This window comes from Paenibacillus xerothermodurans, from assembly GCF_002220865.2.
In the GTDB taxonomy this organism is placed as follows: domain Bacteria; phylum Bacillota; class Bacilli; order Paenibacillales; family NBRC-103111; genus Paenibacillus_S; species Paenibacillus_S xerothermodurans.
The window spans coordinates 181,519-204,000 of record NZ_NHRJ02000004.1 but is presented as its reverse complement, the minus strand read 5'-3'; the positions used below and the strand labels follow the sequence as shown (position 1 = coordinate 204,000).

The following is a 22,482-nucleotide window of genomic DNA, read 5'->3' as shown; positions in this document are numbered from 1 at the left end:
TGTGCTATCTTTTCACGAGAAAATGCAGCTGTGCATTTCTGGCATTCGAAGCGAGGTTGCGCAGCACTATTATCCATTCGTGGTTCGTCAGAGGATAATTGCTCACCGGGTATGCCGGCTGCGACAGATTGCGGTCGATCCACCAACCACAATCGATAACTTTGTTTTGTGCGTGGCGAAAGCTGAAGTCTGCATACGTGTTGCCGGGCACGGTTACGTCAAACACAACGCGACTGAAACCATTCCCAAGGTTCTGTGTGGCACGTGCCTGTCTAGTGGTTAGCGCCACTTTTTTATACTTCATACCTGTTCTTTTCGCCACATTATGTGAAGTGGTCAACTCGGTTCTATTCTTCATGCATTCATCTCCTTGTCGTCTGGTGTGCAAAAATTCGACGCTAATATTTATTTATGCCGGCGTTGCCAGAAGGGCAGGGCATGAGGCCAGCGTCTCCCTACATCCAGAGCTGACTCATATTTCCACTGGCGTTAGCACATGCTATAGCTACACTATTTCACATGGATTTGGAGCCATTTGACCATGTTCGAGACGACACCAGTGACAGCCGACAACATCAGCCCGGTACATTACGGACCAGTTAGTACAATGGATGAATTATGCGATTTTTCCCCGCTCAAACTGGAGCTTAAGGATCAGCTGCAGGCTGTGATTGAGCGGTTGCAGAGTACGCTGCGCGGATTAGATGAAGAAGACCGCTGTCTGCTCAACGAATTCGCGTCGATCGGGGCGGAAATCAGCGCAGCTGAATCCCTTGCGGCCACCTTCTATATGAGATGTTACTTATCTTCTTATACGGATAAATATTGGGACATAACACAGGCCGCACAGAACTTATCGAAAAGGCGGCACGGTGCCTTAATCGTGGTGCAGCGCGAGGACCCGCTTGATCAATTGATCACTCCGGGAATACCTATCGGTGCGACGTTAACTCATGCTCTGCTGGAATCTGTGTTTATTGCCGGTGGGCCGCTCCATGACGGAGCCGTGCTGGTGCACGGCAATAAAATCGTGTCCGCGGCCAACGTCCTTCCGCTCACTGCCATCGTAACGGAAAAGAAGCTTGGCACCCGGCACAGAGCGGCTATCGGGTTGACTGAGCGCAGCGACGCTCTTGTGATCGTAGTGTCGGAAGAAACGGGCAAAGCCTCGTTTAGCATGACAGGCAACCTATACGCCTTTGCCCTTAGCTGAACTGTTGCGCGGATAGATAGGTGCAGCCTGGCGGCGCGTGGCCGCCGGGTTTTGCGCGTTACATAAATTACAAAAGTAAGTTACATTAGTTGAATCATTTTACGTTGATTACGAAAAAACACACAGGGATAACCACGCGCTATAATCTGATTATAAACGCTACAACACTAATCCTTACAGGATAACGGAAAGGAGGTACAAATGCGTATGCTTTACTCGCTCGGCTCACTCAAACCGTGTCTACATCCAACGGCATACGTCGCCCCTGGCGCTCAGCTCATCGGAAACATCACAATGGAGGCAGCGTCCAGCGTGTGGTTTAATTCGGTGCTGCGTGGCGATAACGCAGCCATCCATGTCGGCGAACGATCCAATATCCAGGACGGCTGCACTTTGCATGTGGATACCGGAGTTCCTCTGCGTATTGCAAGCCGGGTAACGGTAGGGCATAACGTCATCCTGCATGGCTGCACAATACACACCGGAGTGTTGATAGGGATGGGCGCGATCATTCTCAACCATGCGGAAATCGGGGAGCAGTCTTTGATTGCCGCAGGCGCTTTGATTCCGGAACGGAAACGGATACCGCCGCGAGTGCTGGTGATGGGGACGCCGGGTAAAATCGTTCGTGAATTGGATGAAGATGACTTGCGTATGCTGGAATCGGTATCTAAACATTATGTCGAACAAAGCCGGAGATACAAGGAGTTGATTAAACCAGTGGTTTAGTAACCGCTTACATTTTTCCCTTGTAAATGTACAGCTTGGTCGGTCGTCCCTTTGCCGAATACTTCAAGTCGAGCGTGATTTCATCGGTTTCACACATGTACTCCAGGTATTTGCGGGCGGTGATACGTGAGAGCTGCAACTGATCGGCGATGTCTTGAGCCGATGGAGGCGTCCCGCTCGCGGCCAGCTTTTCCCGGATCATCTGCAGCGTGACGGCGTCGATGCCTTTTGGCGGCGCGGCTGGTTCGCCCGTCGATAACTTCTGCTTGGAAGCATGCAGCGAGTCTATCAGCTGTTGATTCAAATTTGTATGTTCGCGGAATAAGCAATGCCTTTTCTTCAACGTTTCCATAGCAGCGCGGAAGCGTGCGAAGTCGAACGGTTTGATAATGTAATCGATGATGCCAAGCCGCATGGCCTCTTCAACGATCTGCGGATGATCCGCAGCCGTAATTAGTATCACGTCGACGCCTATCAACTTCCTGCGGATTTCACGCAGCAGCTCCAAGCCATTCATCGCTGGCATGAAAATATCAAGTAGAATAACATCCGGGCGCAGTGTCGCGATGAGATCCATCGCCTCATGTCCGGTTCTGGCATGGCCGACACATTCAACAAGTTCAATGCTGTTTAAGTATTTCTGATTAATGCTTGAGACCATTGGATCATCCTCAATCACTAACGCTTTGAGCATCAAGGTCACCCTCCTATGCGTTGTTGTGGGTCTCCACGTCTCGGGATGTTAATCCAAAAAGCAGTGCCTTCGTCGGGTGTCGACGTGATGTCGATTTGCCCACGCAGTGCGTGATCGACATGATTCTTCACCAGATATAGGCCGTAGCCTCTGTCAGAATTTTTGGTTGAGTAATGTTTGTGGAAAATCAGATCGAGCTGCTCTTCCGGTATGCCCCGGCCGTTGTCCTCCACCAAGATAACCCATTGGTCCGGCTGCTCCAGGAGAGTCACTTCCACGGTTGCGTTAGCGCGGCCGTCGACGGCATCAAAAGCATTGTCGATGAGATTGCCCAGAACCAGGATCATGCTGTTCGAGACATCATCAGGCAGATTAGACAAATGACTGCCGGCATGAACGGTGAATGCTATGCTCTTCTCCTCCGCTTGCTGCATCTTCCCGAGCAGCAAAGCTGAAGTTTTCGGATCAAGTATCTTTCGTCCCAGGAACTGGAGCAGCTTTTGCTGGCCGCGATTCGTTTGCAGTATGAGCGCTTTTGCCTCGTCATACTCCTGCAGCTCAAGCAGCCCGTGCAGCGTATGGAGTCGATTCATGAATTCGTGCGTCTTGGCACGCAGCCCTTCGACGTATTGCTTCACACCGGTGAGTTCTTCGGCGAGGCTGCGAAGCTCCGTGATGTCTCTGAAGGTAGAGACCGCTCCCACCACCTCATCGTTCACCAAAATCGGGGCGCGGTTGACAATGATCGTAACGCCGTTGACGGAATGCTCGGAATTATACTCTTTTTCCTTGGTCTCGACTACTGCGCTTAAACGGGAACTTGGAATGATCTCCGTGACGTGTTTACCTAGCGCGTCGCTGCCCAGCGACAGCGTGGTGCGGGCCGATTCATTGATAAGGGTGACTGTCCGTGACTTATCCACCGCGAGGACACCTTCATGCAGACAATCTAACAGGGCTTCGCGTTCCTTGACAATGGAAGCGATTTCATCCGGTTCCAGGCCGTACATCGTTTTCTTGATACTTCGTGCTAGAAGGATGGATAGCAGGATGCCCAAGCCGAGGCCGACGGAAAGGTAGTACAGCACGGACGAGAAATAAGAGTTGACGATGCTGTAGACATTGTTGTTGAACATGCCGACAGAAATAACACCGATAATCCGACCGTCCTTTTCAACTGGGACGAATGCGCGGATTGACGGTCCGGAAATGCCCACAGCCTTGGAAATGTACCGTTCGCCGCGCAGCGCCGGGCCTTCATCACCGCCGGTAAACCGCCTGCCGATCAGCTCCGGGTTATTGTGCGAATAGCGTATGCCGTTGGCGTCCAAGATCGTGATGAAACCTGCTTGGGTTTTTGCTTTGATTTCCTGGGTTCGCGTTTGCAAATATGAGTTCGGATTGCGCTGCTCCATTGCCTGGCGGATATCCGGCAGCTCCGACAGCAGGGTTGCGACATCCATGGCGCTTTTGCCGACCGCATCCTCCACGGATTGCACGATGATGAGATTAAAAAGATAGCCGACGATAACCAGAATGGAGAGCACCACTGTCAGCACCAGACCGGTGATGCGCAGCTGGAGCGGGGGCTTCTGCTTAAATAGCGGCAACGGCCTATCTCCTTTTGGCGAGATTCTCCAAACTATTATATTAAAAATAGTCAGAAAATTACACCATTTTATTGGTAAGGAGTGTTGTGCATGCTTCCGTTAGCGGGAATACGGGTACTTGACGTCTCGCAAATTATGGCGGGCCCTCATTGCACGATGGTATTAGGGGACTTGGGCGCCGAGATCATCAAGGTGGAGAAGAAAAACGGCGGCGACGACTCGAGGCAGATGGGACCGTTTGTGAACGGGGAATCGACTTGCTTTTTCCAGATCAATCGTAATAAGAAAAGCATAGCGTTAGATTTAAAAACCGATGAGGGCAAGCAGATTTTTTACACACTGGCGATGACAGCGGACATCCTCGTGGAAAATTACCGGCCGGGAGTAACCAAGTCTCTGAAGATAGACTTTGACACAATCAAAGAAATGAATCCAAGTATCGTGTACTGTTCTATTTCCGGTTACGGACAGACAGGACCTTATGCACATAAGGGAGGCTTCGATCTGGTACTGCAGGGTATGACAGGCTTGATGAGCATGACCGGGGAGCCCGGCAAAAAGCCGATGAAATCGGGCATAGCCGTATATGACATTGGCGCAGGCATCACGGCAGCCTATGCCATATTAGCGGCATACATCCATAGGACAAAGACAAACGAAGGCCAGCATGTGGACGTATCTCTGGCGGAAGTCGGATTGCCTTGGTTCACTTGGGAAGCTGCCGCGTATTTCGCGGACGGCAAGATTCCCGGACCGACGGGTTGGCGCCATCGTGCCTCAGCCCCGTATCAGTCGGTTCAAACACGTAACGGCTACATCATGATCGGTTGTGCCAACCAACGTACATGGGAGAAGTTCTGTACCGCTGTGGTTGAGAGGCCGGAATGGATTTCCGACCCCCGGTTCAAAACCAACACCGAACGAATTGGCAACGTCGAGGAGTTGGAAGCGTTGATCGAAGAAGTGCTGGTGACCGAAGATTCCGCACACTGGCTTGACAAATGTGAACAAGCGGGAGTTCCGTCGGGTCCGATCAACAACTTCGCGGAGGCTATGCAAGATCCGCATTACATGGCGAGGGATATGATCCAGGAAGTCGAGCATCCGACCATGGGCAATATGAAAATGGTAGGCATACCAACCAAATTTTCACGCACGCCTGGTCAAATTAGGATGCCGGCGCCGACCTTGGGGCAGCACACGGCCGAGATTTTGCAGTCTATAGGTAGAGATGAGCAGCAAATTCAGAGACTGAGGGAAAGCGGAGTCATTCTGTGAACCTATACTAATAGTAAGTGGGGGACTGTACATGCCAACTGAGCAAATTTATATGGAAAAATACGATGACGTCGCGACCATTTATTTCAACCGGCCGGAAAAGCGGAACGGCCTCAGCTATGACATGTGGGTCACGATCTCCGAACTGATGGACGAGTGTGAACACGACAAACAGATCAAAGTAGTCATGTTCCGCGGCGTCGATGCAACAGCTTTTTCGGCGGGCGCCGACATCAGTGAATTCAAGACCCTCAGGTACACGGCGGAGGGCGCGGACAAATACAACAGGGCAACATTGATCGCGGAGGAAAAGGTCATGCATTTATCCAAACCGACCATCGCTATGATCCAGGGGTTTTGCGTTGGCGGGGGCTGCGAAATCGCCCTGGCATGTGATTTCCGCTTTTCCGATCACACGGGCAGATTCGGAATAACCCCGGCCAAGCTCGGACTGGTGTATAACCTGCCGGGAACAAAAAATTTGGTGGATCTGGTCGGACCGGCAAAAGCCAAGGACATCCTCTTCACAGGACGATTGCTGAACGCAGACGAAGCATACCGCATTGGCTTGGTAGACCGCATCTATACCAGTGAGGAGATGGTAGACAAAACGTATGAGTACGCCGCTCTGATCTGCCGTAACGCCCAGTTTTCCGTTAGAGGCTCAAAGTATATCATCGGCAAAGTGCTGGAGGGGGCCGTGAGAGATACTCCGGAGATTGCTCAGTTGGTATTGGAGTCTTTCGAAACGGATGATTACCGCGAAGGGGTGAATGCCTTTTTGGAAAAGAGGCATGCACAGTTCAGGTACTGTTGAGCTAACGTTACAAGCGGCAGGGCCTTTCAGCGTGACACCGCTGCAGGTAACCCGCGGATTGACCAACAATCGCACAAGGAGGGTTCACTTTTTATATGAGGAAATTTCTTACGGCGTTATTAGCTTCAATCGCTGCGGTATCCATGCTTACCGGTTGTGCCAACACGCCGGCGGCGGCTCCTCCCCAGGGCAGCAGCAGTTCTGCTTCCGCAGGCGGCAGCACGACGACGGGTGGCAACATCAGTCATTCGGCTGGTTTCACCCTCACCAAAGATGTCGAATTTGTCGTTCCATACAGTGCCGGCGGAGGGAGTGATATCAACGCCCGCGCTATGGCGCAAATCATGAAGACTCAAAAGCTGGTGGACAAAAACATACTAATCATCAACAAGCCCGGCGGAACCGGCGCGGTAGGCAACAGCTACACCTTCAGCAAAAAGGGAGACGCCCACACGCTGATGACTTGGGTGTCCGGCCAGCAGGCCGCCACCGTAGTGAATAAAGCAGATGTTATGTTAAAAGACTTAACACCCATCGCCACCTTGGCTGTTGACTCCTTTTTAATATTGGTAAAGGCGGACAGCGAGTTCAAAACGTTTGACGACCTGGTGAAAGCGGCCAAAGAGAACCCGGACAAAGTGACGATTGGCGGGGCCGGAGCGACACAGGAAGACTATCTGATACACCACCTCATTAACAAGCATGCCGGAGCAAAATTAAAGTACGTTACTTTCAACAGCGGCGGCGAGGCACTGACCGGCTTGATCGGAGGACATATCGATGTGATGTCAAGCAATCCCAACGAGGTCATCGCACAGATTGAAGCTGGGCAGCTGAGGGCGCTGGCCGCAACATCGGAAGAACGGCTGTCGAGCCCGCTCGAGCAAGTGCCGAGCTTTAAAGACTTAGGCTACCCCGGTATTCAGCTCACCCAATTCCGCGCTGTAGCCGGCCCCCCCGGTATGCCGCCGGAAGCTGTGAAACACTGGGAGGGCGTATTCAAACAAATCCATGAGTCCAAGGAATGGCAGGACAACTATATCAAGAAATACAATCTGAAAAGCGAGTACAAAAATGCGGAGGAAAGCAAGAAGTATTTTGAGGAAGCGTTAAATAAATATCTTGATATCCACAAGGAGATGGCACCTCGTAATTAATCTGGACGTCCCGGGCCAACAATAACAAACATCGTGCGGTTCAAATATTTGCAATGGTTCACGCGGGTGAGAGCTGGGAGGCTCACACCCAGCGGTGAAAAAAGTATAACTGAGGCACGCTATGGTCGATGGCGTGGCGCGGAGGTGCTGCTGAAGTGGGCAGAATTGTACCTATGGTAATAGCGTTGATTGGGGCGTATTGGGCGTATCAAGGTTGGTTTAAGTACGGAGTGTGGGTTAATAAAGGTCCGGGCGGCGGATTTTTGCCGTTTGTGGCAGGTGTTTTGACGACTGTGCTCTGCTGCGTGGAGAGTGCCAAGAGTGCCAAGCAGAGTGGGGAGAAGGCAGCCAAAATTCAAGCCAAGCAATGGCTGCCCGTCGCAGCCACCATAGTGATGATAGCGGTGTTTCAGGTGTGCGGGATGATTGTGACCTTTGGCTTGTTTGTCATAGCCTGGCTACTATTTTTCGAGAGATATCCGATTCATCGCGCCGCGTTCATTGGAGTCAGCGCAACCGCCGTTATTTATCTTGTGTTCAGATTTTTCCTTCAGGTTCCCTTTCCGGCCGGTTATTTGGGAATTTAAATGAAAGGATGAGAGTATGGACGTTATCCAGTCACTGCTAGGGGGCTTTGCCATCGCTCTTACCGTACACAATTTATTGGCTGCTATCGTTGGTGCGATGCTGGGTATCATCGTCGGAGGATTGCCGGGGTTGGGCTCGGTCACCGGTGTGGCGCTGCTGCTGCCGCTGACGTTCACAATGGATCCGACCACAGGCATTATTATGCTGGCAGGAATCTATTACGGCTGTATGTACGGCGGCTCCTACACGGCTATTTTGGTCAATATTCCGGGCGAGTCCTCTTCCATTACAACGGCATTGGATGGCTATCCGCTGGCGAAGAAAGGATTGGCGGGCAAAGCGTTGTTTACGTCCAATCTATCTTCGTTTATAGGTGGTACGATCGGCATTATTTTTCTGACCTTTATGGGGCCGATGCTGGCTCGAATCGGTTTGTCTTTCGGCCCGGCCGAAATTGCCTGCGTCATTCTGCTGGCTTTGTGCTCTATCAGCCTGCTGTTTGGTGTTAACCGCCGCAAAGGACTAATCGCAGCGTTTGTCGGTATTCTGCTCGCAACAATAGGGGTGGATACCACCTTGGGACAATCACGCTTTACATTTGGGTCGATGACACTGTTAAACGGGCTGTCTTTCGCGCCTTTAATCATCGGCATGTTTGGATTCAGTCAAATAATGGAGATGATGGTGCAGAAGGTAAACGCGGACACACAAAAAAAGATTACGTTCAAGGAAAGCCTGTTAAATAAAAACGAAGCCAAAAGAATTCTCGCTCCGTCTGTCCGCACCGGCATATTGGGCAGCTTTGTCGGCATTCTGCCGGGAGCGGGAGCGACGACAGGTTCGATGTTCTCATACATCCTGGAAAAGAAAATGGGCCGCAACCGGGAGCAAATGGGCAAGGGTGCGCTGGAAGGCGTTGCCGCATCTGAGTCGGGCAATAATGCAACCGCCGTCGGGGCATTCGCGCCCCTCTTGTCTCTCGGTATCCCCAGCTCGGGCACGACGGCTGTGCTGTTGGGCGGACTCATCATGTGGGGACTTAAGCCGGGACCGCTGCTGTTTCAAAGCAGCCCGGATTTCGTCTGGGGCTTGATCTCATCCATGTACATCGGTAATGTGATCAGTCTAATGGCATCACTCGCCATCATCCCGCTTCTGATCTATTTTATAAGGATTCCGAATGCAATTATGATCCCTATAATTATCATCTTTTGCGTGCTGGGAGCATATACCGACCAGAATAATATGTTCGATGTGTGGATCATGCTAGCGGCTGGCGCAATCGCTTTTATTCTCAGTATGAACGGTTATCCCATTGCGCCTCTGTTGATGGCTTTTGTGCTGACGCCAATGTTCGAAACATCTGTGCGGCAATCGTTTGATATTAGTAACGGTGATCCGGCAATTTTTGTGCGAGGCCCGATAACCGTCACGGTGTTATGCTTCATTCTTCTGTTTATCGCAGCGCCGTTCATATTAAGGCTCGTGAGGAGAAAGGACAAGGCCGCGAACACGTCCGGTATTGTTGCCCACCCCCATGGTAAATGATAGAATCGAAGGTAGATGAGCGTTTGACGTGACAGTTTTCAAAAACCACTGAACCAGCGGAGGAGATTAATATTATGGAAATCATTTACCATGGGCACTCGTGCGTGCAAATTGTAACTAACGGAAAATCCCTGGTGATCGACCCGTTTCTGAGGGGAAACGAGCTGGCGGTGACAAAGCCGGAGGACATCAAGACGAATGCCGTCCTATTAACACATGGACACACAGACCACATTCTCGATGCGCCACAGGTGGCACGCGATAATGACGCCCCTATTGTAGCTGTGGTCGAACTCGCTTCATATATGGAAGGCAAGGGATTGAAAACAATCGGAATGAACCTGGGCGGCACGGTTGATCTCGATTTTGCGAAGGCGACGATGATTCAAGCGTTTCACAGCTCCGGAATCACGACGGACGACGGCCAAACCATCTACGGAGGGGTGCCGGCAGGTTATATTATCCGGGCGGAGGGCTTGACCGTCTTGCATGCGGGGGACACCGCCTTGTTCGGCGATATGAAAATGATCGGCGAAAGGTTCGACATCGACGTTGCGTTCCTGCCGATCGGCGACCACTTTACAATGGGCCCTGAAGATGCCTTGGTGGCCGCAAAGTGGCTCAGCGCGAAGCTTGTCATACCCGTCCACTACAATTCGTTCCCCATCATTCGCCAGGATGCCGACGCGTTCGCTGCTAAAGTGCAGGCGCAAGGGCAGAATGCCCAAGTCCTTGCCCCAGGCGAAAAGATTGAACTTCAGGCAGGCAGCATTTGAGTGATAGCGTCACATGCACAAAAAAGCACGACTCGCGCGCCTTCCAATGCGTTAAGAGTCGTGCTCTTTCATTACTTCGTGCTGTGAGCTTCTAATTGCTGAAGACGCTGTATGATCCGGCGTTTGCGGTAAAGCATCTGACCTGTCTCCGCCACCTGCTGCAGCGCCTCACGGTTTGCATAAGCGCCGAACAAGGTGCCCGCCACCGGCACGAGCTGAAACATCTTCTTCATGCCGAAGCTGTCACGGTAAGCGGCGACGACCTCCCGCCAGCCCTGCAGCTGGCTCATCACCTGGACTTGTTTGTTCTCATGATCATAGTCCGCCAACTCCTTGAGGATAGCCTGCTTACCGACAAAGTCGGAGGACGAGAACTGAAGGCATTTTACTATAAAGGTACGCTCACGTTCATCGGACGGATCGAATCCGTAACATACCGCCAGCTCCTGCAGCAGCTTCAGAGACAGTCCAAGCATGGCCGGAATGTCGGCCACGATAGTGAAAAGCCCGCCGAATCCAGTCGCGGCCCCCTGTACGGTGGCAATGTTCCTGCGGTTTGCCCTCAGCTCATCGGCAGCTTGGTCCATCACGGTTAAAGGGAGCAGTCTGGCATCGGCAATGGTAAAATCCGCCCCTGTCCGAATCGCGCTCGGCAGCGCCAGATCCATCTGTTCTTGGTCCCCGTCCCGGTATTTCTGCTGCAATTTGCTCAGAATCGCTTTTTCCGACCAGAGGTAGTCGCCCCCGGTTTGAATAAATTTGCCAATCTCGTTTAATGCAGTCGCGAGTTGATCCTGAATCACTCTCGGAGTCAATTTGTCCAACAGCGCGAAAGGCAGCCGGCCGAGCTTTTCCCAGAACCACAGATCCTTTGTTTCATTCTCCCATTGTACGATTTCTCGCAGCCGCTGCTGAAGATATTCGCGGTTTTCTACCACTGCCGCCGCCTCCTTACGTTGTTTTCATTTACTACGCAGAAACTGCGTACGCGATACATACCTTTTACCATTCGAGATCATATGTGAACCGCACATAAGTTTTTTGTTAACTTCGGTCGACGCGGGGAATATTCATAAAAATGGTATTGCAAGCAGTGCTTCATGCGACAGCATTCAATAAAATGGTATTGCAAATAGCCCGCCATTTAGGTATACAATAGAGTAGTAACATTTTTACCCTGTTCGCAGCAGCTTCGGATTCAGACGAAGTCGAAGATTTCTATGTGAAGATTTTCACTTAAGAAACATATAATAAATCATTGTTTATTATATACAACAGGGATGCATCATTGCCTTCAGCTGCGAGCCGCACTACTCATATGAATTAAGGAGGAACGTAGAAATGTCAGACTCAAGTGTTCAGAAGTCGGATCAAGCATCTGCCGCGGTACAAGGTGTTGTCAAACCGGACGTGCTCGACCAATTGTTAAAGCCGGAAGTGCAAGAATCCTTGACTTTGTTGGTGGATCAACTGCCTAAGCTCACCGAAATGGTGACCATGCTGACCAAGACATACGACTTGGCGCAGAAGGTAGCGACAGACCGCGTGCTTATTCAAGATATGGTAGGCGGTATACAAGAAGTGGTCCAGCCGCTCGGGGAAAAAGTAAAGGGTTATGCGTCCGCCGCTATTGAAGCAAGTGACCGCGCTGAACAGAGCGACGCAACCATCGGCCTATTCGGTATGCTCAAACTGCTGAAAGATCCGGAACTGCAAAGAATGCTTCGTTTCGCCCAAGCATATTTGGATATATTGGGTGAGAGAAAACAGCAAGGTTAAGTGAGATCAACCTACTTCAGAACGGAGGATAAACGTGAGTAAACAAATATTGATTTTAGGTGCCGGCTATGGCGGATTGTTGAGTGCTCTGTCTGCGCGCGCGAATTTATCGGCAGAAGAAGCTACTATCACAGTGATCAATCGCGTGGGCACGCACCAGATTATTACGGAGCTCCACCGTCTTGCTGCAGGCAATGTGGATGAGAAGGCAGTCGCGCTGCCGTTGGACAAATTACTTAAGGGCAAACAGATCAATGTGCAGGTCGGCACTGTTGAAAATATCGATCTGCAAGGACATAAAGTGCTGCTCGCTGATGGCACCACCCATGGCTATGATGCACTGGTTTTGGCACTTGGAAGTGAAACGAACTACTTCGGCATTCCCGGACTTCAAGAGAACAGCTTCACGTTGAAATCCGTAGGGGACGCGAACCGGATTTATACGCATGTGAAGGAACGGATCCGCGAATACAGCAAAACCAAAAACAAAGCTGACGCAACTTTCGTTATCGGCGGCGGCGGGTTGACCGGCGTGGAACTGGTAGGCGAGCTCGCGGACGAGCTGCCGGGAATTTGCCGTGAGAACGGAGTGGACTTCAATGATGTGTCGCTGTACCTGGTGGAAGCGATGCCAACCATTCTGCCAATGTTCTCGCCTGAGCTCATTGCACGCGCGACCACAAGTCTGGAAGCCCGCGGCGTACAATTTTTAACCGGATTGCCTATCACCGAAATGAACGGCAACGTAGTCAGCCTGAAGGACGGCAGAACTATCGAGTCGAACACGGTGGTTTGGACGGGCGGCGTACAAGGCAACTCTCTTGTGGCAAACTGCGGCATCGAAGTGAATCGCGGCCGTGCAACGGTCAACGAATTTTTGCAGTCCGTGTCTCACCCCGATGTATTCCTTGCGGGCGACTGCGCGGTCGTGTTCGGTCCGGAAGGCCGTCCATACCCGCCAACAGCTCAGTTGGCATGGCAGATGGGCGAGGTTGTCGGACACAACATCGCTTCTTACTTCAACGGTACCAGCATGGACGCCCTCGCACCGGTATTCTCCGGTACGCTGGCCAGTCTTGGACGCAAGGATGGCATCGGCACGATCGGCGAGAGCGGAATCGAACTGAAAGGCACTCCTGCTTCCTTGATGAAAAAAGCCAGCAACGCCCGCTACCTGTCACATATTAACGGCTTGTTTGCACTAGCTTACTAAATAACACCTACACATACACAAAAACGCTGATCTCACCTGTGGTGATCAGCGTTTTTTGTGAACCGGCATTAGCGTGCGTAAATATGCTTACCGATTTTGACCGTTTGCGGCCGTGACCAGATCCAGTCGCTGGTCGCAGTGTCAGGATTGAAATAATACAGTGAATTGTAGGTCGGATCCCAACCGCGCACTGCGTCGAGTGCTGCCAAATAAGCTGAGCGGTTCGGTGTCAGCCAGTATTGGCCGTCATCTACCGCGGTAAACGCGCGGGATTGGAACACCACTTCGCGAATCGTGTCCGGGAATTGGTCGGATTGGATGCGGTTCATGACCACTGCTCCCACCGCGACCTGTCCAGCGTATGATTCACCACGCGCTTCACTATGAATCGTTTTGGCCATAATGTCCATCTCATACTGGTTTAATGTATATTTTTTCAGCGCTGCCCAAGTGTCAGGTCCGACAACTCCATCAGCGGCCAAACCATAGCTGCGTTGAAACGCGCGCACTGCCTTTTCGGTGCCCGCCCCGAATTTGCCGTCCAACGGCTGCGTGTAGCTGCCTAAGGCTTTTAAACGGAACTGCAAGTCCCAGACATCGCCGTTAACAGATCCTCTCGATAACTGCGTGGCGGCTTGAGCGTGCCCGCTGGAGAGGCCGACCAGCCCGGTCACCAACAGCGCTGCGCAGAGAACGAGTGCTATCAATTTCTTCATAAAATCTATCAGTCCCCTTTCGGGTCGATTATAGGGTGATTCAAGCTCCCGATTCAACCTACACTTTTTGGATTCGTGCCATGCCGGCCGGCGCGTACCCATTTGCGCGGGGGGCGGAAGGCAGACGCGGCAGCACGCAGACGAGGTTTAATTAGTACTATTGGCCAGCAAGAAATGGTAATTTCATCCCTGAACCCATGGTGTGATAACCCGTGTGCCGTGCGGTTCCGGCAGCATAGACAGGTTGAAACAATACTATTGCCGGTCATCAAGTCACTTGGTAACATTAAATTGTAAGCGTAACCACATAACCTTAAACCGTTGTGACAAGCGCCGAAGCACCGCGGGGGAGCTCCCGCTCCCGTCTACCATTTCTGTGGCACGCCATGCCATGCTTCAACATCGGGGGGATAGGATGAATCGCGCGCGTATTGCGGTACGTACTTTCTCGTTGGCGGTGACAGCAGCATCCTTGACCGGCTGTGTGGTGCAGCATGAACAGCTGCCAACAATAGACGATCAATCCGGCAGTCCGCTGCTTGAAATAAGCATAGCCACGCCGCAGGTCGGAGACACAACGAAAAAAGACAATGAAATTGAGCTGGCCATCGAGCAATACACGAACGTAAAGCTTGATATCCAGTGGATACCGCCCGCCGCCTACGAAGACAAAAAAAGTATTATGCTTGCATCCAAAGAATTGCCGAAGGCAATCAAATTAACTCAGAATGTCACTACGCTCAGCGCTATTGAGTCCGGATTGTTGTGGGAGATCGGCCCTCTGCTGAACGAATACAAGAACTTGTCTGCGGCCCAGGCCATGTATTACGACAACATCAAGGTGGACGGCAGATTATACGGGCTGCCTCTTTACCGCGATGTAGCGAGGGGAGGCATCATTTACCGGAGGGATTGGTTTGATGCCCTCGGTTTAACGAACCCGGTCACCCTCGACGATTGGTATCATCTGATGCGAGTTATTGCTGAAAGTGACCCTGACCGTAACGGCGCGCGTGACACGTACGGATTATTTTTGGACGAGTCCTATAACGACCCGGCATCGAGCGCCGCCTTCATGACCCGGATTGCTGTCACGCAGGGCGCTCCAAACAAATGGGGCGTTGAGAACGGCCGGATCGTCGCGGAATTCATGACGAGCCCCTATTTTGAGACGATGAAGCTTTTACGCAAATTGTATCAGCAGCAGTTAATCAACCCCGATTTCGCCGTTGTGCAGGCTGCCGACACAGACGCTAAATGGAACACGGGCAAGGCCGGAGTACGCATCAGCAACGCCTCCTCCGCAGCCGGCTCACATGAGCGGTTAGCCAAGAACGTACCATCGGCCGCAGTTGATGTCATGCCCTTTATCGGGCCGGCCGGACGAATGCTGCCTGCTGAACCGGGCAACAACGGTTTTTATGTGTTTCCAAAAGCCACTGTCAGCACAGAGGCGGAACTGAAGCAGCTGCTGGCGTTCTTCGATAAACTGCTAGAGCCGGAAATGTCGACTCTGCTCACCAGAGGAATGGAAGGACGCCACTATACGATAACTGCCGATGGCAAAGCGGAACTAAAAGATTTGTCGTTATTTCAACAGGAAGTAAAGCCGTACCGGGACAGCTTGCCTTCGTTTGAAGTCGGCGGTCGGGGTTTGCCGTTACAATTCAATTCGCTGCAGGGCAAAGGCTGGAAAATGGTAGAGGATAATCTGAAGCATGCCGTGCCGAATGTGGCATTAACTCTCACTTCCAAAGTGTACATGCAGAGAGGAGTAGAGCTCGATGCATTAATACGAGACGCGCAAACGCAGTACATTATGGGGAAAATTGATGACGCCGGCTGGCAGGCGGCGGTGGAGAACTGGAAGCAAGCGGGCGGCGCCCAGGTGCTGGAGGAATTTACACGAGAGTATGCTAAGCGGCGTGCAGGCGATGTGGGGGCGGACCGGTTCACCCCGCAATAGCTAAGGTCGGGCTCCGGAGCACCTGCAGCACATTTTTGAATAAAAACATAGAGGTGTAAATATGAGCGATATTATTGTACAAGTTGATCAACTAAGACAGTTCTGCACAGACGTGTTTGCCAAATCGCTCCCCCAACGGGAGGCGGCAATCATCGCGGATAATTTGGTCGACGCCGATTTGCTGGGCGTGGAATCCCACGGAGTGTCCCGCGTGCCGGGCTACCTGAAACGGATGGAGCAAGGGCTGATAGAGCGCAGCACGAATATCTCGCTCATCTCAGAGACACCTACCACAGCTATGTATGATGCCGGCAACGGCTGGGGGCAAGTTGTCGCGGTGAAAGCCATGCAAGCGGCTATCGACAAAGCGAAAGCTTACGGAACGGCGTTCGTTGGCGTTAACAATTCCAATCATTTTGGAACCTGCTCATATTATACGCGGATGGCTGCAGCGGAAGGCTGCATCGGCATTGCCATGACCAATAGCTCGGCGATGATGGTGCCGTTTGGCTCACTGGCGCCGTCATTAGGCACGAACCCGCTGTCCTTCGCTATCCCCACAGGCGCCGGTCAAGATCCGGTCGTGTTGGATATGGCCACAAGCAATGTGGCAAGAGGCAAAATTATCGTGGCGAAAACCAAGGGCAACCAGATTCCTGAAGGCTGGGCTGTAACCAAGGACGGCGAACCGACGACGGATCCGATTGCGGCGTTGGAGGGTTTTCTGCTGCCGATGGGCTCCAAAGGCTCCGGTCTTGCCATCATGGTCGATGTACTGTCGGGTGTGTTGACCGGTGCGTTGTTTGGCAAGCGTGTGCCTCGGATGTATGAGGATCCGGAACCGCAAAATATCGGCCATTTCTTTGGTGTGATTCGTGTAGACGCCTTCATGCCGCTCGATGAATTCTACCGGAGAATGCAGGAGAAGATTGATGAAACCGTTAAAAGCCAACCGGCAAAAGGTTTTAACCGTGTGTATATGCCGGGGGAGATCGAATCGTTGAAGATGAAAAAACAATTGGCTGAAGGCATTGCCCTGTCCCCCGCGATATTTCGTGAATTGGAGCAAACCGGCCGGAAGTACGGCGTAGATATACAGTCTTATATGAGTAAAACGGAGGAGACTATGCTATGAATTACGCTGAATTCAGCAAGAAGCTCGAAACGATTACGGCGATAAATATTACGCCATTCGATGAAGTAACGCGCGAGATTGATTGGGAGGGCTTGGAACAAAATATCGAGTACTTGGTGGCCAATGGGGCGGAAGTCATCGTGCCATGCGGCAACACAAGCGAATTTTATGCGCTTACGCTCGACGAAGCAAAGGCGGAAACGAAGCGGGTTGTAGAGATTGTGAACAAACGCGCCATCGTCATGGCCGGCGTCGGTTATTCGGCTGACACCGCGATCGAGCTGGGCAGGCACGCGCAGGAGGTCGGGGCGGATTGTGTGATGATCCACCAGCCGATTCACCCGTACATAACGACGCCGGGTGCGATTTCCTACTACCGTAAAGTGATAGAGGCGTTGGACATTCCGTCCATTCTTTATTTGAAGGATCCCCAAGTATCGGATGACATCCTTATGACACTCGGTGCGCTCGAAAAATGTGTCGGGGTAAAATATGCGATCAACGACCTGCCGCGGTTTTCAACTACGATAGGCAATGTGCCGAAGGAGTATAACATCGCATGGATCTGCGGTACCGCCGAGAAGTGGGCTCCATACTTTTACAATGCCGGTGCGAGAGGCTTCACCTCGGGCTTGATGAATGTATATCCCGAGAAGTCCAAACAGATGCTGTCGGCTTTGCAGGCCGGCGATTGGGATAAGGTGTGGAACGTATGGGCTGAAGTGCTGCCGTTTGAAAACTTGCGGGCCCGTTATAATGCAGGTAACAATGTGGTAATTGTGAAAGAAGCGATGGAGCAGTTAGGCCTGCGCGCAGGCGTGCCGCGTGAACCGGTTGATCCGTTGAATCAGGCTGAGAAGCAGGAAGTTTCGGCAATGCTGCAAAAGTGGGGCAAGCTTGCCGTTCTACAATAACGGCAGTTTATGTATGGCGGGCTGGGCGAAACCCAGGCCGCCTTTTTCATTATATTCTAAGGTTGTGCGCCGCAGTGTGCTGCTTTTCTGCTATAATGGGAGCCGTGGATCATATTGGATGAAGCCGATGCGGTGATAGTTGAAGGTCCATTCATACCAAGCTATAGTGGGAGAGGTCACACTTTGCCTAAATACTTATACCGGCTGCTAGTTTTCACCTTACTATTGGTAGCCATTCCAGTAGCCTCCATTGGAACCATTTCATATTTCATCGCGTCCCGTGACATTGAAAATCAGGTGGTAAAGGGCAACGAGCAAATTTTGCTGCAGAACCAGATGCGCCTGGAGCAGGTGTTAAAAAGCGTGGAACTAGCCGCCGTGCAATATCTGAATTCCACCCTGGTGATAGATTCGATTTATGACAAATTGTCGAACGAAGACTTTCAGACGATTACGGATTTGTCCAGAGGGCTGTATAATTTGCAAGCGCTAACAGGCGTGTCGGAAACGTATTTGCTCAACTTGGAGCAGGATTGGATGATCAGCAACCGCGGTTTCACATCGGCAGCAGGCTTTTTGATCGATGATGAACTGGCGGAATATTCACAGCAGTCGCGCAATTTGTTTTGGCTGGCTGCGGTACCGGCGGCAGCAGCTGGCGGAGCGGGCAGTGAGGCCTCGGATGTGCAGGCTATCCGGCTGGTGGTAAAGCTGCCAATCGTGGCGCCCTCCGCCGAGCCTAGAGCACTGCTCATCGTAGACATGTCACACAGCGAGCTGGAAAGCTATCTGGCGCAGGACACACAGCTCGGCAGTATTTATGTTCTGAATGATGGGCGCACGCCGTTTCTAGCGAATCCTGATGCCCCGCCCATAGCGCCGGCTGTAATTGACAGGCTCAGGGGAACTAAAACGGGCAATGGATTTTTTGAACACGACGAGCTTGCCGTCACCTATAAAGTGGCTCCATACAATAACTGGACGTATGTGTCCGTGGTTTCGATCGACGGGATTACTCAGGAATCGAAGAAAATCGCTCTGATCACACTAAACGCCTGCTTGGTGATTATTGTGTTGTTTGCGGCAGCCGCATGGTATGGGAGCCGCCGGATGTACACGCCGATTCGCAAGCTGTTTGCAACGCTCGAGAAGCTTGGCGGTGAGTCGGCGGACATGAAGAAGAAGGACGAATTCGCTTACCTCGAAGACAGATTTAACAACCTGTTCAGCACGCGCAATCAGCTTCAGCAGCAGCAGTACGTACAGCTGGCCCAGATGAAAGAGTTTTTTTTGCTGAAGCTTTTTCTCGGACAGATCACGGAAAGCGAGTTCTTGTTCAAATCTGAAACTTATGGACTGGCACAGCGAGGAACCGCGCTGGGTGTGCTGGCTCTGCAAATCGATACGCTGCAGAATACCCGCTATTCCGAGGGGGACCGGGAGCTGTTGCTTTTCGCCATTAACAACATGGTCAGTGAGCTTGTTCCTGCAGACCGCTTGTTGGGAGCACTGCTGCTGAACCAGTCCCAGGTATCGCTGTTGACGAGCGAAGAACAAGACCCGGATCAGCTTAGGACATGTTTTTATCAAACCGCTGAACACATTAAATCAAAAGTGCAGGAGCTTCTCCAGCTCCACATCAGTGTCGGAATCAGCCGGGCGTTTCACCGTTATACGGATGCTTCGGCAGCGTACGCGGAAGCGTTGGAAGCGCTCAAACAACGAATCAGGCTCGGTCACGATATTATCGTGAATTACGACGACATCGAGTCCACTCTCGGCGCCAAATACAACGCGATCCAGTCACTCAGCCCGATGGAGGACTATTTCGTGAACGCGCTCAAGGCCGGCGATGGGCCGGCTGCCGCCGAACACTTGGATCAATACATTGCCGCTCTCCTCGAGAGGGGCGTCAAGTTCAATGATTTTCAGATATTGATCCTTCAATTGATCACGCGCGTTTACCAGCAGGTACAGCAGCAGGGCGGAGCTTTGGACAGTTTGGCGGGTTCCAATTCTGTCGTGAGCCAATTTATGAAATGCAGCACGGTCGAGGAGATTTCTGCATGGTTTAAAGGCGAACTGCTGCCGCCCGCCCTCACCTTCCTGAAAGGCCAGGTGGAGACGCAGTATCTGAATACCGCCCACCAGATGGTGCAAATGATTCATGAGCAATACGATCAGGACATATCATTGGAATCATGCGCAGATCAGCTTAAATTTCATCCGGTCTATTTGAGCCGCGTATTCAAAAGGGAGATGGGCGTAACATTTATCGAGTATCTCACGGCATATCGTATGAGTATGGCCAAAAATATGCTCGAGGGAACGAATCTGAAAATCACCGAAATCGCCGAACGCCTGAACTATAACAGCTCTACCGGCTTCATCAGGACTTTCCGCAAGCTCACCGGCATGACACCCGGTCAATACCGTGAGGCGAACTCCAAATTGAAGTAAATCCATTTTTATTACTAATAGGAGATGAAACTATGCCCTTAATCGAAGTCAATGAGGTGCGAAAAGTGTTTGAAACCACGGTCAGACGCCAAGGCCGTTTCGGCACGCTGGCAAGTCTTTTCAGGCCGGAGAAGCGGCAGGTGGCGGCTGTCGAACAGATCAGCTTTGCTATTGAGCGAGGGGAAAGTGTGGCATATCTGGGACCGAACGGCGCGGGAAAATCGACCACAATCAAGATGCTGACCGGTATACTGGAGCCCAGCGCAGGCAGCGTTGAAGTGGCCGGCCTCATCCCCCATCGCAACCGCAAGCGGAGCAGCTATCAGATCGGGGTGGTCTTCGGGCAGCGAAGCCAACTGCTGTTTGATCTACCGGTGAAGGATTCTTATGAACTGCTGCGGTATATGTACAGCGTTTCTTGGGAGCGCTATCATAGCAACCTCAAGGAATTTGCCGACATCCTAGAGGTGGAGCATTTGATGGACCGGCCGGTCAGGACCCTGTCGCTGGGACAGCGCATGCGCTGTGAAATACTCGCGGCGCTGCTGCATGACCCGGATATTTTATTTCTCGACGAACCGACGATCGGGCTGGATGTGGTTGCCAAAGAACGGATACGCTCCTTTATCGAAAAGATCAACCGTGAGAAGGGCGTGACCCTGCTTCTGACTACGCATGATATGAATGATATAGAACGATTGTGCCATCGCACCATGATTATCGACAAAGGTCGGCTTATTTATGATGGAAGCTTACAATACATAAAAGATAACTTCGCGACGGAAAGACAAATCAGGGCGGCGTTTTCGGATGTTCAAGCGGCTCGGGCGGCAGCGCTCATTTTCCATGGCAGGCCGGGGGTTGCGGTCGAGATAGAGGAGCAGGTGGTGCGTGTCACCTATGACCAGCAGCAGACCGATACCTCGGAGCTGTTAAAGCTGCTGTTGGATAAGGCGAATCCGCGTGACCTTACCATGCAGGATGAGAGCGTGGATGCGCTCATCAGCCGGATCTACCGCGAGGGCTTGGAGGAGCGTCCGAAAAATCGGCTGCTGGCGGCGGAGGGGGCACTCCGATGATGTCCGCCGTTCAGCGATTGTCCGGTATGTCCCTGATCGCGGTGCGGCAGAGGATGCAGTTCCGCTTTGACTTTATTATGACGCTGGTGTCCACACTCTTGTTCAGTGTGTTGTATTTTATGCTCTGGAAAGCCATCTACGAGTACTCAGCGGAAACGGTCATGCCTTGGGAACAGCTGATCACATACGTTATGGTCGGTCAGGCTATTAATTTTGCCCGTTGGTCCCCGGCCGACAGGGCGCCCACTTATGAGATAGCAAGACGGGTACGCACAGGGGATATTGCGCTGGATCTCATTCGTCCGGTTGACTTTCAGCTTCAGCGTTTTGTCGAGGCCGCCGGATTTTTCGCGGTTGAAATGCTGTGGGTTAACGTTCCATCAATGCTGCTGCTGATTTGCGTGTTGGGGATCTCCCCGCCGGCGGATGTTGTGAGCGCAGCCGGTTTCGCCCTTAGTCTGGTCATCGGGTTTTTGGTCGCTTTCAGCATCAACTCCATCGTGATGATGGTTTCATTTCTCACGACCAACACGTTCGGCGTACAGCTGGCGAAGCGGGCTGTGGTGGATATTTTCGCTGGAACGCTGATCCCGTTTGAGTTTTTTCCCGCCGGATTGCGAGTGGTGATGGAGTTTTTGCCGTTTCAGGCGATGGCTTATATTCCGCTGTCTATTTACACAGGAGGTTTAACTGGCTGGACGATGGCCGTTGCACTGTCGGAGCAGCTTGGTTGGGCCGTGCTGATGATTGCCTTGAGCCGTCTGCTTTGGATGAAAGCCGCCAGGCGGTTGACGATTAACGGGGGGTGAG

21 protein-coding genes are annotated in these 22,482 nt (G+C 52.0%); 16 read left to right on the top strand and 5 right to left on the bottom strand.

Features of this window, described 5'->3' with window-relative positions; genetic code table 11:
* Nucleotides 1–4 precede the first annotated feature (4 nt).
* Nucleotides 5–358: a hypothetical protein gene (locus tag CBW46_RS10335; RefSeq protein ID WP_089199922.1), complete on the bottom strand. Its 354-nt coding sequence runs from the start codon at nucleotides 356–358 to the stop codon at nucleotides 5–7.
* A 249-nt stretch (nucleotides 359–607) separates the two neighbouring features.
* Between CBW46_RS10335 and cdaS the strand changes: the two genes are divergently transcribed.
* Together cdaS and CBW46_RS10325 are read left to right on the top strand one after the other, a co-directional pair.
* Nucleotides 608–1,213 carry a sporulation-specific diadenylate cyclase CdaS gene (gene cdaS / locus CBW46_RS10330; RefSeq protein WP_089200030.1) on the top strand — a complete coding sequence of 202 codons (606 nt, stop codon included), beginning with the start codon at nucleotides 608–610 and terminating at the stop codon, nucleotides 1,211–1,213.
* Between the two features lie 201 nt (nucleotides 1,214–1,414).
* The gene (locus tag CBW46_RS10325; protein WP_341538179.1) at nucleotides 1,415–1,942 is read left to right on the top strand and encodes a gamma carbonic anhydrase family protein; all 528 of its coding nucleotides are present in this window, start codon (nucleotides 1,415–1,417) and stop codon (nucleotides 1,940–1,942) included.
* Between the two features lie 7 nt (nucleotides 1,943–1,949).
* Here the strand turns inward: CBW46_RS10325 and CBW46_RS10320 are convergent, their stop codons facing one another.
* On the bottom strand, nucleotides 1,950–2,636 hold the full coding sequence (locus CBW46_RS10320) for a response regulator (RefSeq protein WP_133253960.1): 687 nt from the start codon (nucleotides 2,634–2,636) through the stop codon (nucleotides 1,950–1,952).
* Nucleotides 2,637–2,641: 5 nt separating this feature from the next.
* The gene (locus CBW46_RS10315; RefSeq protein WP_089199920.1) at nucleotides 2,642–4,246 is read right to left on the bottom strand and encodes an ATP-binding protein; all 1,605 of its coding nucleotides are present in this window, start codon (nucleotides 4,244–4,246) and stop codon (nucleotides 2,642–2,644) included.
* A 90-nt stretch (nucleotides 4,247–4,336) separates the two neighbouring features.
* Between CBW46_RS10315 and CBW46_RS10310 the strand changes: the two genes are divergently transcribed.
* The 6 genes from CBW46_RS10310 to CBW46_RS10285 all read left to right on the top strand — a co-directional run bounded on the left by CBW46_RS10310 (nucleotide 4,337) and on the right by CBW46_RS10285 (nucleotide 10,410).
* On the top strand, nucleotides 4,337–5,524 hold the full coding sequence (locus tag CBW46_RS10310; protein ID WP_089199919.1) for a CaiB/BaiF CoA transferase family protein: 1,188 nt from the start codon (nucleotides 4,337–4,339) through the stop codon (nucleotides 5,522–5,524).
* 31 nt (nucleotides 5,525–5,555) lie between these two features.
* A complete protein-coding gene (locus CBW46_RS10305) occupies nucleotides 5,556–6,341 on the top strand; it encodes an enoyl-CoA hydratase-related protein (protein ID WP_089199918.1) in 786 nt (261 codons plus the stop codon).
* Nucleotides 6,342–6,436: 95 nt separating this feature from the next.
* Nucleotides 6,437–7,498 (top strand): tripartite tricarboxylate transporter substrate binding protein, encoded by a 1,062-nt coding sequence (locus CBW46_RS10300; RefSeq protein ID WP_089199917.1) that lies wholly within the window; start codon nucleotides 6,437–6,439, stop codon nucleotides 7,496–7,498.
* Nucleotides 7,499–7,653: 155 nt separating this feature from the next.
* Nucleotides 7,654–8,085, top strand: coding sequence for a tripartite tricarboxylate transporter TctB family protein (locus CBW46_RS10295; RefSeq protein ID WP_165842259.1), 432 nt, complete (start codon nucleotides 7,654–7,656; stop codon nucleotides 8,083–8,085).
* 16 nt (nucleotides 8,086–8,101) lie between these two features.
* On the top strand, nucleotides 8,102–9,634 hold the full coding sequence (locus tag CBW46_RS10290) for a tripartite tricarboxylate transporter permease (RefSeq protein WP_089199915.1): 1,533 nt from the start codon (nucleotides 8,102–8,104) through the stop codon (nucleotides 9,632–9,634).
* 74 nt (nucleotides 9,635–9,708) lie between these two features.
* The gene (locus tag CBW46_RS10285) at nucleotides 9,709–10,410 is read left to right on the top strand and encodes a metal-dependent hydrolase (RefSeq protein WP_207802265.1); all 702 of its coding nucleotides are present in this window, start codon (nucleotides 9,709–9,711) and stop codon (nucleotides 10,408–10,410) included.
* A gap of 71 nt (nucleotides 10,411–10,481) precedes the next feature.
* Here the strand turns inward: CBW46_RS10285 and CBW46_RS10280 are convergent, their stop codons facing one another.
* Nucleotides 10,482–11,348 (bottom strand): EcsC family protein, encoded by an 867-nt coding sequence (locus CBW46_RS10280; RefSeq protein WP_089199913.1) that lies wholly within the window; start codon nucleotides 11,346–11,348, stop codon nucleotides 10,482–10,484.
* Nucleotides 11,349–11,751: 403 nt separating this feature from the next.
* On the opposite strand from CBW46_RS10280, the gene CBW46_RS10275 reads away from it, so the two are divergent.
* Complete coding sequence (locus CBW46_RS10275; protein ID WP_089199912.1) at nucleotides 11,752–12,189, top strand: DUF1641 domain-containing protein; 438 nt, start codon at nucleotides 11,752–11,754, stop codon at nucleotides 12,187–12,189.
* Nucleotides 12,190–12,223: 34 nt separating this feature from the next.
* Nucleotides 12,224–13,402 carry an NAD(P)/FAD-dependent oxidoreductase gene (locus tag CBW46_RS10270; RefSeq protein WP_089199911.1) on the top strand — a complete coding sequence of 393 codons (1,179 nt, stop codon included), beginning with the start codon at nucleotides 12,224–12,226 and terminating at the stop codon, nucleotides 13,400–13,402.
* Between the two features lie 68 nt (nucleotides 13,403–13,470).
* On the opposite strand, the gene sleB is transcribed toward CBW46_RS10270, so the two are convergent.
* Nucleotides 13,471–14,118, bottom strand: a complete 648-nt coding sequence (sleB, locus tag CBW46_RS10265) for a spore cortex-lytic enzyme (protein WP_089199910.1) — start codon at nucleotides 14,116–14,118, stop codon at nucleotides 13,471–13,473.
* Between the two features lie 415 nt (nucleotides 14,119–14,533).
* On the opposite strand from sleB, the gene CBW46_RS10260 reads away from it, so the two are divergent.
* The 6 genes from CBW46_RS10260 (at nucleotide 14,534) to CBW46_RS10235 (ending at nucleotide 22,481) form a co-directional block, all read left to right on the top strand.
* Entirely contained in the window at nucleotides 14,534–16,084 is a 1,551-nt protein-coding gene (locus CBW46_RS10260) for an extracellular solute-binding protein (RefSeq protein ID WP_089199909.1), read from the top strand.
* A 61-nt stretch (nucleotides 16,085–16,145) separates the two neighbouring features.
* Nucleotides 16,146–17,219, top strand: coding sequence for an Ldh family oxidoreductase (locus CBW46_RS10255; protein ID WP_089199908.1), 1,074 nt, complete (start codon nucleotides 16,146–16,148; stop codon nucleotides 17,217–17,219).
* On the top strand, nucleotides 17,216–18,133 hold the full coding sequence (locus CBW46_RS10250) for a dihydrodipicolinate synthase family protein (protein WP_089199907.1): 918 nt from the start codon (nucleotides 17,216–17,218) through the stop codon (nucleotides 18,131–18,133). Before CBW46_RS10255 ends, CBW46_RS10250 begins: the two co-directional genes overlap by 4 nt.
* Before the next feature lie 183 nt (nucleotides 18,134–18,316).
* Entirely contained in the window at nucleotides 18,317–20,593 is a 2,277-nt protein-coding gene (locus CBW46_RS10245; protein WP_089199906.1) for a helix-turn-helix transcriptional regulator, read from the top strand.
* 32 nt (nucleotides 20,594–20,625) lie between these two features.
* Nucleotides 20,626–21,672: an ABC transporter ATP-binding protein gene (locus CBW46_RS10240; protein WP_089199905.1), complete on the top strand. Its 1,047-nt coding sequence runs from the start codon at nucleotides 20,626–20,628 to the stop codon at nucleotides 21,670–21,672.
* Nucleotides 21,669–22,481 (top strand): ABC transporter permease, encoded by an 813-nt coding sequence (locus tag CBW46_RS10235; RefSeq protein ID WP_089199904.1) that lies wholly within the window; start codon nucleotides 21,669–21,671, stop codon nucleotides 22,479–22,481. The genes CBW46_RS10240 and CBW46_RS10235 overlap by 4 nt, the downstream gene beginning before the upstream one ends.
* Nucleotide 22,482 lies beyond the last annotated feature (1 nt).